The sequence below is a fragment of the uncultured Holdemanella sp. genome, assembly GCF_934754935.1.
In the GTDB taxonomy this organism is placed as follows: Bacteria; Bacillota_I; Bacilli_A; order Erysipelotrichales; family Erysipelotrichaceae; genus Holdemanella.
In genome coordinates this window covers 68,808-83,694 of record NZ_CAKVJB010000004.1, presented here as the reverse complement: position 1 = coordinate 83,694, position 14,887 = coordinate 68,808, and the positions used below count along the sequence as shown (strand labels likewise).

Genomic DNA, 14,887 nt, shown 5'->3' with positions numbered 1-14,887 from the left:
GATCATGTGCACCTCAGCAGTGCTCATCTATATTACCAAATACTTCTTACTTCGTCAAATGTTTTTTTACTTTTTTTTCATATTTTTTTAAAAGCCAAAAAAAAGATGCTTTTTTCAAGCACCTAATTTATTATTGCGCATCCTCAATTGCACTAATTTTTGCAATTCTTCCTTTATGTCTTTCACCTTCACTAAATGGAGTGTTCAAAAAAGTATGAACAATATCTTTACAAGTTTCAATACCTGTTGTTCTTTGTCCCATACTCAACATATTCGCATCATTGTGTTCACGTGTCAAACGAGCCATAGTTACATCTGTACATAATGCACAACGAATGCCTTTTACTTTATTTGCTGCAATTGAAATTCCAATTCCAGTACCACACATAACAATACCCTTATCTACTTCTTTATTTACTACTAAATCTGCACATGCTTTTGCCATATCTGGATAATCCACACTATTTGTGTCATGACAACCACAATCAATAACTTCATGACCTTCATCAATCAACATTTGTTTGATTTCTTCCTTATATGTATATGCTCCATGATCACATGCCATACCAATTTTCATCTTATTATCCTCCTCAACATCTATAAATATTCTACAACGTTTCCATCTTTGCGTAAAGACGACTAACTTTTCGCATCAAAAGATTTTCTACAAGAAGGACAACGAACTTCAATTTTACCTTTATTTCTTGGTACACGAATAATTTGCGCGCATTCAGGACAAACCAAATACTTATTTTGTTTATCCTTCAAAGACTTATTCATAGCTTGAAATCGATGAACCACTTTGGCCTGAATACGAATAAATTTTTGATTTTCAATCGACCTTGCCACATAGTTTTTCGATAATGCACGTGCAAAATAAATAATAATGCTTATATAGAATAATACATTGATCACAATGTTTCTTCTAAAGAACAAACTGAACACTAATAAAATAATTTCTAAATAAAAAATAAACTGATTTAATTTATCCGTTCCATATCTACCTTGCATAAAACGATATATTTTTTCTTTCATTCTTATCACCGACTACTATAGTATCATACAAAATATGAACAATCCATGTGCATTTTCAACGTATTTGTACACTCTTTTTAGTTACTTACAAATTTTTTCATATTTTTATGAAACATTTTCAATTTTTATGCTATAATCATCACGTATTGAATAAGGGAGGACTTAAAATGAAAGACCTAGAGCAATTATACGAAACCGTAAAAAAACGAAATCCCAATGATAAAGAATTTCTTCAAGCTGTTGAAGAAGTATTCGAATCATTGAATATCATCGCTGATGTACATCCAGAAGAATTAGACGATGATGTATTAGAAAGATTTGTAGAACCTGAAAGACAAATCGTTTTCCGTGTTCCTTGGGTTGATGACAATGGTAAAACACAAGTAAATCGTGGTTACCGTGTTGAATTCAACTCTGCCATCGGACCTTACAAAGGAGGTTTACGATTCCACCCATCTGTAAACATCAGTATCATCAAATTCTTAGGATTTGAACAAGTATTAAAAAATTCATTAACTACACTTCCTATGGGAGGTGGAAAAGGTGGATCTGACTTTGATCCAAAAGGAAAAAGTGATCGTGAAGTTATGCGTTTTTGCCAAAGCTTCATGAGCGAATTGTACCGCCACATCGGACCAAACACTGACGTTCCTGCAGGAGATATTGGTGTTGGAGGACGTGAAGTTGGATATTTATTTGGACAATATAAACGTTTAAAAAATGAATATAGTGGTGTTTTAACTGGTAAAGGATTAACATTCGGTGGATCATTGATTCGTACTGAAGCCACTGGATATGGTCTATGTTACTTTACACAAGCATTATTAAAAGATAACGGAACAAGTTTTGAAGGAAAAACAGTTGCCATTTCAGGAAGCGGTAACGTAGCAATTTATGCTTGTGAAAAAGCAACTCAACTAGGAGCTAAAGTTGTGACTATGTCCGATTCAAACGGATTTGTTTATGATCCAGAAGGAATTGATTTAGCCTTAGTTAAAGATATTAAAGAAGTTCGTCGTGGACGTATTAAAGAATATGTTGAAAAACATCCAAATGCTACATATACACCAAACGCTCGTCCATGGACTGTTGCATGTGATATTGCTCTTCCATGCGCCACTCAAAATGAACTTGATTTAGAAGATGCGAAAGCATTAGTCGCAAACAAAGTATTCGCCGTATGCGAAGGAGCTAACATGCCTACTACACCTGATGCAATCCACTACCTTATGAAAAACGGTGTATTCTATGCTCCAGGTAAAGCTAGCAATGCCGGAGGTGTTGCATGTTCAGGTCTAGAAATGTCACAAAATGCACAACACTTATCTTGGACTGCCGAAGAAGTTGATCAAAAGCTTGAAAATATCATGGTAAACATTTTTGAAACTTGTCGTGATACAGCCAAAGAATATGGTCATGAAAAAGAATATGTAGTTGGAGCTAATATTGCCGGATTCTTAAAAGTCGCTAAGGCAATGAAAGCACAAGGTACAGTTTAATTCATATAAAAGCCGATCTCGGCTTTTATTTTTTGTCATTTTGCATTATTATCTTAAAAGTGAAAAGGTTGTGATTATTTTATGAAACGAGCAAAACAAACATCCGAATCCATTGAACTCGGTATTCTTCTAGCATTATCCGGAGGCTTTATGGACGCCTATTCATACTTGGCAAGAGGACAAGTCTTTGCCAATGCACAAACCGGGAATATGCTTCTATTTGGTGTAAATCTTGCGAGTGGGCAATTCCAACATGCACTACATTATCTTTGTCCTGTGCTTGCTTTTGGTTTAGGTATTTTCATAGCTGAACTTATTCATTTCCAAAAAATTCAAAAAGTACATTGGCGACAAGTCACTCTCTTAATTGAAATCATTATATTATTTTGTGTAGGCTACATTTCTTTCGAACAAAACCTACTTGCAAATTCCTTAACATCCTTTGCGTGTGGCTTACAAGTACAAGCCTTTCGTAAAATCCATGGAAAAGGATATGCAACAACAATGTGTATCGGAAATTTAAGAACGGGAACGCATGAAATGTGCAACTATATTTGTACAAAAAAAGTCCAACATCTTCAAAGTGGACTTCTATACTACTTAATCATTTTAACATTTATACTTGGTGCTATTTTAGGTAATTATTGTATCCAAATCTTTTCCGCAAAAGCCATTTGGATCAGTGTTTCGCTTCTAATACTATCCTTTATTTTAATGTTTATTGACCGCGAAAAAGATGAGGTTTTTCAATAAGTTTAAAACCATCCTTATAATCAATTCGTGTCATAGAGCAATTTGGAACTAAAGCCGCCGTTGTCGGTTTTTCATTCACAAAGCCAGGACATAAATAATTTACAATATGTTTAATAGCAGAACCATGACATACTACTAGCACATTCGCATTCGGATATTCGGATGCGATTTTTTTTAACGCATCAAATATACGCTTGATTACATCACTATGATTTTCTCCCCCACAAAAACGATAACCATCCGGATACTTTACTCCATCTTTAAAAATGTCAGATGATTTTTCAGCCTCAAATTCTCCAAAGCACTGCTCTTTTAATTGTTTTGAAGAAATAATTTTCACATCTCTATTTTCTAAAATATATTGTGCTGTATCCATAGCACGCTCACTTGTTGAACAAAAACAAACATCAAAAGAATAATTCTTTAAAGCTTTTCCAAGCTCTTTTGCCTGAGAAACACCTAAATCAGTTAATGGTGAATCACACCAACCTTGAATACGCCCCTTCACATTAAACATAGTTTCGCCATGACGAATAATATAAAAATGAGTCATATATATACCTTCCTTTTGCCTCATTATAATCCATTTTAGTTAGATATCAATAACTAATTTTCATTGTAAAGAAAATTTAATTTTGATACTATAAACACATCCATAAGGGAGTAGTTATCTTACGCATGTAAGTATTTAAGTCAACATACTGATCAAACGATCTGGCTTATTGTAAAAAACAAGACTTATGCGAAAAAAGCCATCTTTTTTCGTGTAGGTCTTTTTTGTTTTCAAGGAGGAAATATGGATTTTTTTACTATTTTATTTATCGGCATTGGACTATCTATGGACGCATGTGCTGTATCATTAGCCAAAGGTATGAGTTTGGATAAAGATAAAATTAAAAAATATGCTTTTATCCTGGCACTCGCATTTGGATTTTTTCAAGCACTTATGCCAGCTATCGGTTATTTTGCCGGAAGTCATTTTGCCGATTATATCCAATCAATCGATCATTGGATTGCCTTTATTTTGTTAAGTCTGATAGGTATAAACATGATTAAAGAAGGCAGAGAAGAAAAAGAAGATGAAGTCAAAATTCACTCCATCTCATTTAAAGATATTCTTCTTTTAGCCATTGCCACAAGCATCGATGCCTTAGCTGTAGGTGTAAGTTTTGCCTTTTTAAAAGTCAACCTTTTTGAAGCCGTAATTACCATTGGAATCACAACTTTTGTGCTTTCCTTCATTTGTGTATTATTCGGTAAAAAACTAGGTAACCTATTTGAAAAATATGCAGAATATTTGGGCGGTTCTATCTTAATTCTATTAGGCATCAAAATATTAATTGAACATTTATTCTTCTAACCAGACTTCAACAGAAGTCTTTTTTCATATATTCAGCCATCTTTAAGGCCAGTTCTTTATGTCCCTTTTCCGATAAATGCACACCATCAAAACTCATATTTAAAGGATTGCAATCTATGCAATGAACCTTCATTTTTTTGTAGGCTTCATTCAATCGAATACTCACCTCTTTAAATACATCAATCTGTAATATCGGTGGACAAAGAATCATTACTTTATTTGTATCCAACGAATCGATCAATTCATGCATGAAAGAAACAATTTGATTCACATCATAATAATGCATCAAATCATTCGATCCAAGCATGATACAAAATAAATCGATAGAAGCTAAATTAAAAGTTTCATCTTTAACATCGCGCAATAAACGTCCATTTAACGAATCTTCAAAAAACATCCAATCAGCTACTAAATCATTTAAGTAATCTATGTAAGTTAAATCATATCTTTGAAGATATCCTCTTGGATCATACCCCCAAGTGTTAGAGTCTCCTAAAATCAATGCTTTTTTCATTATGCCACTCTTCGAATTCGTTTGCGCACAACCATAAAACAAATTCCATGTGCTACAAGCGTTATAACCCATGTGATCGGATAAGAAATATACAGTGAAAATGTTGTATGTAATGACTTAAATACAGTAAAAATCCATATAACACGAATGAGACAAACACCAGTTAAAGAAACCAACATTGGTAGAATGGAATAACCGATTCCTCTTAAACTTCCCACTAAAGTATCCATAATTCCACATAAACAATACATTGTACTAATAACAGCTAATCGATCGATTCCAAACTGAATAACACGTTCATCACTTGAATAAATAGATAGTAACTGTTGTCCAAAGAAATAAGCACCCTGCCCTAGTACAAGCCCAACTACTGTTACTATGACTAAACATTCCAATAAGATTTTATCGATTCGCTCATATTTTTTTGCCCCAAAATTTTGCGAAGTAAAAGACAAAGAAGTTTGATAAACAGCATTCATAGACGTATATACAAAACCTTCAATATTACTAGCCGCTGTATTTCCCGCCATAACTAAAGATCCAAAAGAGTTGATACTCGATTGAATCAATACATTTGAAATACTAAAAATAATTCCTTGAAGTCCTGCAGGAAGCCCTACTTCTAACATTTTTAATGCCAATTCTTTATGAAAACGCATGTCTCTTAATTCAAAATGTAAAGGCCCATCCATATGTTTTAAACACAATAAAATTAATCCTGCACTAATTCCTTCAGATATAATTGTAGCCAAAGCAACACCGGCAACTCCCATATGAAACACGATAACGAAACATAGATTAAATAGTACATTAATAATTCCAGAAATCATTAAAAAATATAATGGACGCTTTGTATCCCCAATCGATCTAAGAATGGCAGCTCCAAAATTATAGACCATAAAAAAAGGCATTCCCGCAAAATAAATCCGCATATATAAAGAAGATAAATCAATTACATCTTCTGGTGTAGCCATTAACTCTAATAAAGGTTTGGCAAAAAAGAAACCGACAAACACCATGAAAAATCCACCAAAAACCGCAATAAATATAGCTGTATGTACAGCTTTAGATGTATTCTCTTCATCTCTAGCTCCAATGAATTTTCCCAATACTACATTTGCCCCAACACTAATCCCAATAAACATATTGACTAGTAAATTGATCAATGCACTTGTTGATCCAACTGCTGCAAGTGCTTGATTCCCAGTAAATCTTCCAACCACTATAATATCAGCTGCATTAAATAAAAGTTGTAAACACCCTGATAAAATCAAAGGAATCGCAAACACAATCAATTTCTTAAAAATTGGACCATTACACATATCCACCTGATAACTACGCATACTAATCTCCCCATTTAATAATAATAGACAAATTATATACCCGATGTAAGATTATTGAAAGAAAAAAAGAATGAACTGTAATTTTTCATTCTTTATTGCACTCTAGTTTTCATACGATCTGGATGCAAGCTATATTGAATCGCAATCTCCTTTGTAATTTTATTCTGTTGATACAATTCAAAAATTGAATCATCCATCATAACCATACCATTTTGTCGATTCGATGCCATCGTATTCTCGATTTGATGAATCTTATTTTCACGAATCTGAGATCGAATAGCCGGATTTACTTGCATGATTTCAAATACTGGAATCAACTCCCCATCAATCGTAGGAATCAATTGTTCGCTTATAACTGCCTCTAAAATCATAGATAATTGACTACGAACCTGGTCTTGATGTCCCTGAAACATATCCACAATACGATCTATTGTATTTACGGCACCAACTGTATGTAATGTCGATAATATCAAATGTCCTGTTTCCGCAGCAGAAAGTGCTGTAGATACTGTTTCTTCATCACGCATTTCTCCTAATAAAATAATTTCAGGTGCTTCACGCAAAGCTGATTTTAATGCCGTTAAATAATTCTTTGTATCATGATACACCTCGCGTTGCGAAACAATCGATTTCTTATGCGAGTGCAAGAATTCAATCGGATCTTCTATTGTAATAATATGACAATTTCTTGTTTCATTCATTCGATCAATCAAGCAAGCTAAAGTTGTACTCTTTCCACTTCCAGCAGGACCACTCACTAAAATAATGCCTTTTCTACGATCAGATAAACTTAAAATGGATTCGGGTATATGAAAATCTTCCGGTTTAGGAAGTTCAAATTTAACCACACGCAAAACAGCCGCTTCCGAATTTCTTTGACGATATGCATTCACTCTAAATCGTCCTACTTGAGATAACGAAAACGAAAAGTCATCTTCTCCATTTTTTTCAAAATTCGCATATGAGCAATATGGCGCAAAACCATATAACTGTTGAACAATATTTTTTGTATCGTTCGGCATCATTTTTTCTTGTGTTATCGCAACAAGCTGTTGTCCAACCTTCAACATACATGGACTTCCAGCAACAAAGAAAATATCTGAAGCATTTTCTTTTATAGCTTTTTTTAAAATCTCAACAACATCCATACTATTCTCCTTTCACAATCGTTTTAAATACAACAATTTGACCGTGATCAACCTTCACTTTTAAATATGTATCATCTTTTACATGGACCAAAAAATCCGTTTCATTTTGATCCACCAATTTATGTGCTTTGATTTCAGCTTGATAATATGCTTTTTTATATTCATAGCTACGATTGACCTGTTCATGCATTTGATAAACTTTATTTGATGAGAACAACACTAAAACACACATGCACACAACGACAAATATACTTAGCATTGTAACTACACCTAATCCTATTCTTGATTGTTTCATCCATTATTCCCCTTTTGATAATAATGATAATCTAACACTTTAGTTTCTTTAACATAAACTTGAATACGAAACTCATTCTCTTTTACACGCTTGATTTTAATATCATAATCCGTGTCGTTCATTTTTCTTGTATAATCCCCAATACAAGTATGCGTTTCAATTTCATTTTGAGCAATAATCATTGCCTCTTGACGATATGTATCTTCCTTAGATACTTGCATCATTTTCGCATAGATTTCAATTAAAATTGTGGATGTGATCAAAAAGAAAAATAATACAAAGAGTAGTTCTAAAAAAAATGAAAATGGCTTCTTTGTCATGATGCCACCCCACTTCTTAATTCAACATAAAAGTCAACACCATTTATTTCACAAATAATTTTATTTTTATCTTGCTTCACATCAAAATCATCACATGCCATTAAAGCTTGTCCCATACTAAAATCTGGCTGCATACCCTTTATTACACAAAGCTCCATAAGTTTGGATTTATCTTTATATAAATACGTATCACTTTCTGCATCCGACAGCTTGATTACACCTTTGCCATTGTTATTTTCAACACAAACTTTATCCACTTCATCATAACTATGAATTTTATTTGTGACATATAGAACGGGTGTATATGTTTCAAAATCATTTTTAGTCCGTCTTTGCAGCATTGAATAATCTTCAATTTGAATATTTAATAGCATAAAACAACACACAACAAACAACAACATTAACGAAAGAGAAAAGAAAACACCAGCATTTTTCATCAATCATTCCCCTTTCTATATACATAAATATTAGGATATATATTATCTCCCTGCCAATCATATGTAATGAAATAACTATTTATATCATAAGTAAATCCATAATACTTTTTCAAATATTGAACATTTTCTGGATAATGCCCCTCAACACTGTAACAACTGATCAAGGCAGTATCCAAACTGTTTTTTACACGATCTATATCTAAATTCTCTGTACTCTTATTGATATTAGAAAAACCAATCAATATCAATACTAAAAACAAGCCAAAGAACAATATGTTCTTCATTTTCATAAAACTACCCCAATGTCTGTAATACATTCATTAAAGGAAGCATAATCGAAACTAATACAAATCCTACTAACAAAGATAATCCAGCAATCATAGATGGCTCTAAACGATTTAAAAAGCTCGATAACATTCTTTCTAAATCTTCCTTATAACGATCGGATAAAGTTTTTAATACTTCATCTTGATGTCCACTTTCATCTGCTGCCATTAATAAAGCACCATAGCATTGATCATACACATTCTCTTTAACTAATGCACTCGCCAAGCTTTCCCCTTCAAGCATACGATTCTTTACATGTAAGATCTTATCCTTTAATACAGGATGCTCAATCGATAAAAGTATAATATCTACAGCATCCATCAATGCATATCCACTCGACACAAACAAAGATAATATATATGTAAACTTAGTCATTTCTTTTTGATAATTCAACTTAGAAAAGAATGGTAATTTTGTCATCCATCTTTTATTTGGACTTTTTTTATAGATGAAATATAAGACAAGGCCAAAAACTAGAATCAATAATAAAACAAAAAAACCAATATAACTTAAGATCCGAGCTGTATGCATCAAAGACAACGACATCGACATTTGTTTCAAAATATTTTCAAAAATCGGAAAAACTTTAAATATCAATGTGGCAACAATCACAAACATCATCAAAATCAAAACGAATGGATATGTGATCGCATCTTGAATTTGATAATTCAATTCTTTTTGTCTTGCATAATATGTGCTCAATTCTTTAAGTACAACATCTAAATTCCCAATACTTTGTCCAACTACAACCATCTGAATCATATATTCATCAAATTCTTTAGATTCTTTTAAAGCATCCGTAAAAGAAGAACCTTTCTTCATCATATCTTCTAATTTTTTTGCACAAATAGACACATTCGCATCAAAAACAGCTAGCATTTTTAGTCCATCTTCTACTTGCAGACCATTTGAAACAGCCAATGCCAATTCACTTGTAAAAATATATTTCTCATTATTCGATAACATACATACGCCTCCTAATAGTGATACACTTCATCATATTTCCCTTCATAATCCGAATTTTTCGAATCCGAAAATGTAGGATCTACAAGATTCCATTTTTCCTTATCGAAATAAATTTTAGGATTGATCCACCCCGTATCTTTTAAATAAATTTCAACCCAGGCATGATACTCAATATCCGTCCATCCAACGATTACTTTTGCCGGAATGCCTTGAATTCTGCATAAAGCAGCAAGACTTGACGCATAATCAAAACAAATTCCCTTACCACTCTTTAATGAACCATCTATATCTGGTAAGACAAATGTATCACTTACATCCTTTGCCTTTTGATCATCATAATCCAATGTATCTACAACATATTTAAACAAATGGGCTATTCGCGTTAAATCATCACGATCCTCTTTTACTAGCTCAAAAGATTTCTTGTATACATATGAATCTTTTGTATAATCAACAATTTGATTCGGATATAAATAGGGAACAAGATCATTTGGCAACTGAACATCTATCGTACTAGAAGCACATATCGCATATCTTGTTCCTTCTATTTGCTGCAAAATTTTTATTGTATAAGTTCCATTATCCATATTGACTGGAAAAGTTTTGAACTCTGTTGTCTTTAAATCATAATTATATTTTTTATCATCTTTTGAAATCTGTAGTTTGATTCCCGAAGTTTCTTGAAGCAACCTAGCACAAATATACCCATCATTGACATGTGTTAGATCCACTTCAGCTAAACTACCATCACTCAAAACACTAAGCTCTTCTTGGTTTGGCCATAAAACTTCAGCTTCCGTTTGCGAAGGACTTTCTTCGCATTTTGTGGGGTATTTTGTAGAATCTTGGCATCCACAAAGAAGACAAAATACCATCAAGATACAAACTACATTTTTTACTATCCTATACTTTCTCATACTACACTAATAATACACCTATTTTTTATGAATCAAATCATTAAATGCATCAATCGCTAAAGGACGACTATAATAATATCCTTGACCTACATTGGCACCTATACACCTTATAAATCGATCATCCTCAATGGATTCAACACCTTCAACAACAACTCGTATATTTGATTTTTTCGCAATATTGATAATTGCTTCTAAAATCCATTTAGTCTTCTTATTTTCTAATTCCGAATCTGTATGCAAGAAAATACGATCGATCTTCAACTCATCAATATCAAGCTTCGATAATACATTCAAAGATGAATATCCACTTCCAAAATCATCAAGCGATACAGAAAAGCCTAATTTTTTCACTTCCGAAAGAATTTGATTAAATAATTTAAAATCCTCTATAACCGTACTTTCCAAGACCTCTAATGTGATATAAGAAGCCGAAACATCATATTCTCTTAACAAAGATTGTAATTCTGTAATATAATTCTCATGATAAAAAACAATCTTTGATTGATTCACTGAAATATTGACTGGTTGAATTCCCATATCGATCCATTTGCGTATTTGTTGAATGGCTTTTCTTAACATATAAAAATCGAGTTTTGAACAAAACCGATTCTTTTCAAAAATTCCTACAAAACTTGATGGAGGAAGACAGGTTCCATCCTCTAATTTCCATCGAACCAAAGCTTCAGAAGAAACAACTAAATTCGTATCTAAATCCACCTTAGGCTGTAGCACCATTTCAAAACAATTTGAATCTAAGGCTTGTTGCATATTGGATTCCACAAAATTTTCAAATTCTTTTTTCTTATGCACTTCTTCATCAAAAAAACAAATATTTTCTGACGCCATTTCCTTAGACTGCGCTAAGGCAAACATAACATTCGTAAGCATTTGTTCAAATGAATATGTACTGTTACTAATAACACCGCAACAAAACTCATATTCATAACAAAAATCTTTTGTGTTTTGTCGAATACTGTTAAATATCGCATGAATACGATTTGAAATCACATTTTCATCTGTACCTATCAATAACATATAGAAAACATCGGCACTATCCCTACAAATAATTTCGTCTTTTTTCAGCATTGGCTTTATACAAGTTACAATGCGACACAAAAAATCATCCGACTTATCTCTTCCTAAAATTTCATTCATAAATTTAAAGCGGCGTAAATTTAAAGATACTAATGAATAATCATTATTTTTATGGGCATACATACGTACCAATTGCGTAAATCGAGCAAAAGAAACGGCACCAGTTAATTGATCTGTATAAGCTAACTTTTCCATTTCATCATTGTTTTTTACCATCATTCTATATGCAATCCACAATAAAAGAATGACTACAATCACAAATAACATCAAAACATAATTTGTAGTACGTGACATAACATACATCGAATAATTTAGCGATTTAGCTGAATTTACATAACACAAATACCAACCTTGAATCTCCGTCTTTTTTACAACAATTCCATGTTCTTGTCCTTTGACTCCTATTAGCCCACTTACTTTTTCGGATAGACCCATATTTTTCAAGACAGCTAATACTTCATTGGACTCTGAATCCTTTTGAATACCATAAAAATCTTTTAAATCTGTAACATACAAATTCCCGCCGCTTATTGATTTTTTCATCAAATCCATATATGGTTGTAACCCACTATCTGCACATAACACACCAACGATTTGATTTGCATCTTCATAAACAGGCGTTATATATGTAAGTCTATCATTGTTTTTTTCTTTAAAAGCACTTTGTTTGCCTTCAAAACCAGACTTAATTTTATCCTTATATTCATCCGATAAATCATTATACAAAAGTTTAGAATTCTTTTCTGAAGAATATACATTATGATTCATATCGATAAATTGAATCGATGAAAAATCACTTTCTTTTTTCATCTCTAACAACGATGAATTTAAATCTGTTTCCATATTTAAATTTCTTGCGAAAGTATTCAATAAAACTAAGTCTGTATTTTTTTTAGAAGAAATACGTTGTTTACACAAATCTATTTCTTGATTCATAGTTGCATATGTCGCCTTATTTAAACTATCGTCTGTATGATTGATAAAAAGAAAAGCCATTAATAAAATTGAAAACACCATCAAAACAGAGAAGGTCAATAGTTTATAAATTCTTTTTCTTAATACACTTGCATCCATATACAGTCTACATCTTTCTATTATCTGTTTTTATCTAGTTCTGCTTTATGAACTGAATAATTCATACGATAATTTTTCTTTCTGAAAATACTATAAAATTTATTCGAAATACGCTGAATAATCAAATGCGCATTCTCTTCTGTTTGACAATCCACTAGAAGCAATAATTGCGTTTCACTTGTACGTGTAAATAAGTCATTACTTCTTAAGCATGAACTTACCAATCTTTTTACACGATCAAAATCCACACCTACTTTTTCATAATCTAAAGTTCCATCTGAGAATTGTAACATAATCAAATAATAATTTTGTTCATTACGAACCGACATCTTCAACAACAATTCATAGAAATATTTAAAAATTTCATACGAACAGAAAAAGCCCTGATTTTGTTGATCACGATTTGAAAGTTCCCTCATAATTGTTTCCATATCTTTATTTTCTTCTTTCGCATGATCAGCAATAATAATGTCATACAACTGTTTAAAACGCTTTGATAGACCCGTTCCAAGTTCCGATAAGAAAATGTCATTCAATTCATCATAATACTTCAATGCCTCTCGATAATTTCGAGTTGCGACCAAACCCTTCATATAATAGTAATGTAAGCCTTCATTAAAAGGTTCAATCAACACAGCCTGATAGTTCATAAGCATCATTTCATCATATCGCTTTTGCGTATACAAATAACAAGATGTACGCATCATTGTTTTAACATACATTTGTCTAAACACTTCTTGTTTTTGTAGAATCCAATGAAGCTGACTTGGTGAAGCATAAAAACGTCCTTGATACAATCTAAATATTTTTCTTGCGATCTTAAACTCTTTTTCATCCAACAATTCAGCACCCTCATTGATTTGATTATACGCCTTTTCTAATTCTACAAAATCAATGTTCCAATCTAAATTTGGATTTAAAATATAGCCCTTTCTTGTCGTAACAATAACTTCTTTATCCTTAAAGAAATCAATTTCATTTAATTCAGAACGCAATCTAAAAATTGAGAATTTTAATGCACTAGATGGGTTTTTGCTTTCTGGCCATAAGATATCGATCAATTCATCTTTTTGTACTGGCTTTTCACTGTGAAATAATAATACTTGCAACAAATTCACCAATTGTTTGCCAAATAATTCCACAATATTGACTGTCACATTATCGTTTGTGATCTCCAATCCTCCAAAGGTTTTTACATAATAAGTTTCACTCATGATGATCCTCCTTTCAAAAAATTATATAGTATCTAACCTAGTTTTATTTTACAATAAAATTCCCAAACAAAAAAGCAGAGAATCACAAAATATTCTCTGCAAGTAATTATTTTAAAGTATATTCAACATGTTGATAGAAAACACCATTCTCTTCAATATTTGAAAGAATCTTTTTATTGTATAAAGATGCATCAAATTCAGGAAAATACACCTCCGCATCGGCATCGGCATCAATTTGCGTTAACACAAGTCTTGTCGCATACTTTAGCATTTCACTATAGATCATGCCTCCACCAATACAATAGATTTCCTCATCCACATCTTTATAACGCTTCATGAATTTTTCAACACTTTCACATATCTCAATATCTTCGCCAAGATCTTTACATGTTCTTGAAATAACGACATGATGACGCTTAGGCAATTTACCAGGAAGACTCTCAAATGTTTTTCTTCCCATCACAATCGTATGGCCTGAAGTTTGTTGTCTAAAAAACTTTAAGTCTTGCGGCAAATGCCAAATCATATCATTATTCTTTCCAAGTTCACGATTTTTACCAATCGCTGCAATTAATGTTAATTTCATATAT

18 protein-coding genes are annotated in these 14,887 nt (G+C 32.3%); 3 read left to right on the top strand and 15 right to left on the bottom strand.

Going from position 1 to position 14,887, the window contains the following annotated elements; genetic code table 11:
• Positions 1–130 precede the first annotated feature (130 nt).
• On the bottom strand, positions 131–577 hold the full coding sequence (gene rpiB, locus Q0E86_RS02085; protein WP_117996198.1) for a ribose 5-phosphate isomerase B: 447 nt from the start codon (positions 575–577) through the stop codon (positions 131–133).
• A 62-nt stretch (positions 578–639) separates the two neighbouring features.
• Positions 640–1,035: a hypothetical protein gene (locus Q0E86_RS02080; protein WP_295754282.1), complete on the bottom strand. Its 396-nt coding sequence runs from the start codon at positions 1,033–1,035 to the stop codon at positions 640–642.
• Between the two features lie 167 nt (positions 1,036–1,202).
• On the opposite strand from Q0E86_RS02080, the gene gdhA reads away from it, so the two are divergent.
• Both gdhA and Q0E86_RS02070 read left to right on the top strand, forming a co-directional pair.
• Positions 1,203–2,534 (top strand): NADP-specific glutamate dehydrogenase, encoded by a 1,332-nt coding sequence (gene gdhA, locus Q0E86_RS02075; RefSeq protein ID WP_295754281.1) that lies wholly within the window; start codon positions 1,203–1,205, stop codon positions 2,532–2,534.
• Positions 2,535–2,615: 81 nt separating this feature from the next.
• Entirely contained in the window at positions 2,616–3,287 is a 672-nt protein-coding gene (locus Q0E86_RS02070; protein WP_295754280.1) for a YoaK family protein, read from the top strand.
• On the opposite strand, the gene Q0E86_RS02065 is transcribed toward Q0E86_RS02070, so the two are convergent.
• On the bottom strand, positions 3,253–3,840 hold the full coding sequence (locus tag Q0E86_RS02065; RefSeq protein WP_295754279.1) for a histidine phosphatase family protein: 588 nt from the start codon (positions 3,838–3,840) through the stop codon (positions 3,253–3,255). The genes Q0E86_RS02070 and Q0E86_RS02065 overlap by 35 nt on opposite strands.
• Before the next feature lie 243 nt (positions 3,841–4,083).
• On the opposite strand from Q0E86_RS02065, the gene Q0E86_RS02060 reads away from it, so the two are divergent.
• On the top strand, positions 4,084–4,647 hold the full coding sequence (locus Q0E86_RS02060) for a manganese efflux pump MntP family protein (RefSeq protein WP_295754278.1): 564 nt from the start codon (positions 4,084–4,086) through the stop codon (positions 4,645–4,647).
• Positions 4,648–4,654: 7 nt separating this feature from the next.
• Here the strand turns inward: Q0E86_RS02060 and Q0E86_RS02055 are convergent, their stop codons facing one another.
• From Q0E86_RS02055 to Q0E86_RS02000, 12 genes are all read right to left on the bottom strand, one after another.
• Positions 4,655–5,161, bottom strand: a complete 507-nt coding sequence (locus Q0E86_RS02055) for an SGNH/GDSL hydrolase family protein (RefSeq protein WP_295754277.1) — start codon at positions 5,159–5,161, stop codon at positions 4,655–4,657.
• Complete coding sequence (locus Q0E86_RS02050) at positions 5,161–6,504, bottom strand: MATE family efflux transporter (protein ID WP_295754276.1); 1,344 nt, start codon at positions 6,502–6,504, stop codon at positions 5,161–5,163. Before Q0E86_RS02050 ends, Q0E86_RS02055 begins: the two co-directional genes overlap by 1 nt.
• 92 nt (positions 6,505–6,596) lie before the next feature.
• On the bottom strand, positions 6,597–7,652 hold the full coding sequence (locus Q0E86_RS02045) for a type IV pilus twitching motility protein PilT (protein ID WP_295754275.1): 1,056 nt from the start codon (positions 7,650–7,652) through the stop codon (positions 6,597–6,599).
• A gap of 1 nt (position 7,653) precedes the next feature.
• Complete coding sequence (locus Q0E86_RS02040) at positions 7,654–7,947, bottom strand: hypothetical protein (protein ID WP_295754274.1); 294 nt, start codon at positions 7,945–7,947, stop codon at positions 7,654–7,656.
• A complete protein-coding gene (locus Q0E86_RS02035) occupies positions 7,944–8,267 on the bottom strand; it encodes a hypothetical protein (RefSeq protein ID WP_295754273.1) in 324 nt (107 codons plus the stop codon). Before Q0E86_RS02035 ends, Q0E86_RS02040 begins: the two co-directional genes overlap by 4 nt.
• Positions 8,264–8,704 (bottom strand): DUF4860 domain-containing protein, encoded by a 441-nt coding sequence (locus Q0E86_RS02030; protein ID WP_295754272.1) that lies wholly within the window; start codon positions 8,702–8,704, stop codon positions 8,264–8,266. The genes Q0E86_RS02035 and Q0E86_RS02030 overlap by 4 nt, the downstream gene beginning before the upstream one ends.
• Positions 8,704–8,994, bottom strand: coding sequence for a hypothetical protein (locus Q0E86_RS02025; protein WP_295754271.1), 291 nt, complete (start codon positions 8,992–8,994; stop codon positions 8,704–8,706). Before Q0E86_RS02025 ends, Q0E86_RS02030 begins: the two co-directional genes overlap by 1 nt.
• A gap of 4 nt (positions 8,995–8,998) precedes the next feature.
• On the bottom strand, positions 8,999–9,997 hold the full coding sequence (locus Q0E86_RS02020) for a type II secretion system F family protein (protein ID WP_295754270.1): 999 nt from the start codon (positions 9,995–9,997) through the stop codon (positions 8,999–9,001).
• Positions 9,998–10,008: 11 nt separating this feature from the next.
• Positions 10,009–10,914 (bottom strand): transglutaminase-like domain-containing protein, encoded by a 906-nt coding sequence (locus tag Q0E86_RS02015; protein ID WP_295754269.1) that lies wholly within the window; start codon positions 10,912–10,914, stop codon positions 10,009–10,011.
• A gap of 18 nt (positions 10,915–10,932) precedes the next feature.
• Complete coding sequence (locus Q0E86_RS02010) at positions 10,933–13,083, bottom strand: GGDEF domain-containing protein (RefSeq protein ID WP_295754268.1); 2,151 nt, start codon at positions 13,081–13,083, stop codon at positions 10,933–10,935.
• Positions 13,084–13,103: 20 nt separating this feature from the next.
• Positions 13,104–14,297 carry a BTAD domain-containing putative transcriptional regulator gene (locus tag Q0E86_RS02005; RefSeq protein WP_295754267.1) on the bottom strand — a complete coding sequence of 398 codons (1,194 nt, stop codon included), beginning with the start codon at positions 14,295–14,297 and terminating at the stop codon, positions 13,104–13,106.
• Positions 14,298–14,403: 106 nt separating this feature from the next.
• Entirely contained in the window at positions 14,404–14,883 is a 480-nt protein-coding gene (locus Q0E86_RS02000) for a dihydrofolate reductase (RefSeq protein WP_295754266.1), read from the bottom strand.
• Between the last annotated feature and the right edge of the window lie 4 nt (positions 14,884–14,887).

Bases quoted from the DNA above. Each gene is read 5' to 3' on its own strand.
- Q0E86_RS02040 (WP_295754274.1), bottom strand. From the start codon at position 7,947: ATGAAACAATCAAGAATAGGATTAGGTGTAGTTACAATGCTAAGTATA.
- Q0E86_RS02070 (WP_295754280.1), top strand. From the start codon at position 2,616: ATGAAACGAGCAAAACAAACATCCGAATCCATTGAACTCGGTATTCTT.
- Q0E86_RS02060 (WP_295754278.1), top strand. From the start codon at position 4,084: ATGGATTTTTTTACTATTTTATTTATCGGCATTGGACTATCTATGGAC.
- Q0E86_RS02005 (WP_295754267.1), bottom strand. From the start codon at position 14,297: ATGAGTGAAACTTATTATGTAAAAACCTTTGGAGGATTGGAGATCACA.
- gdhA (WP_295754281.1), top strand. From the start codon at position 1,203: ATGAAAGACCTAGAGCAATTATACGAAACCGTAAAAAAACGAAATCCC.
- Q0E86_RS02010 (WP_295754268.1), bottom strand. From the start codon at position 13,083: ATGGATGCAAGTGTATTAAGAAAAAGAATTTATAAACTATTGACCTTC.
- Q0E86_RS02000 (WP_295754266.1), bottom strand. From the start codon at position 14,883: ATGAAATTAACATTAATTGCAGCGATTGGTAAAAATCGTGAACTTGGA.
- Q0E86_RS02065 (WP_295754279.1), bottom strand. From the start codon at position 3,840: ATGACTCATTTTTATATTATTCGTCATGGCGAAACTATGTTTAATGTG.
- rpiB (WP_117996198.1), bottom strand. From the start codon at position 577: ATGAAAATTGGTATGGCATGTGATCATGGAGCATATACATATAAGGAA.
- Q0E86_RS02055 (WP_295754277.1), bottom strand. From the start codon at position 5,161: ATGAAAAAAGCATTGATTTTAGGAGACTCTAACACTTGGGGGTATGAT.
- Q0E86_RS02025 (WP_295754271.1), bottom strand. From the start codon at position 8,994: ATGAAAATGAAGAACATATTGTTCTTTGGCTTGTTTTTAGTATTGATA.
- Q0E86_RS02050 (WP_295754276.1), bottom strand. From the start codon at position 6,504: ATGCGTAGTTATCAGGTGGATATGTGTAATGGTCCAATTTTTAAGAAA.
- Q0E86_RS02045 (WP_295754275.1), bottom strand. From the start codon at position 7,652: ATGGATGTTGTTGAGATTTTAAAAAAAGCTATAAAAGAAAATGCTTCA.
- Q0E86_RS02035 (WP_295754273.1), bottom strand. From the start codon at position 8,267: ATGACAAAGAAGCCATTTTCATTTTTTTTAGAACTACTCTTTGTATTA.
- Q0E86_RS02030 (WP_295754272.1), bottom strand. From the start codon at position 8,704: ATGAAAAATGCTGGTGTTTTCTTTTCTCTTTCGTTAATGTTGTTGTTT.
- Q0E86_RS02020 (WP_295754270.1), bottom strand. From the start codon at position 9,997: ATGTTATCGAATAATGAGAAATATATTTTTACAAGTGAATTGGCATTG.
- Q0E86_RS02015 (WP_295754269.1), bottom strand. From the start codon at position 10,914: ATGAGAAAGTATAGGATAGTAAAAAATGTAGTTTGTATCTTGATGGTA.
- Q0E86_RS02080 (WP_295754282.1), bottom strand. From the start codon at position 1,035: ATGAAAGAAAAAATATATCGTTTTATGCAAGGTAGATATGGAACGGAT.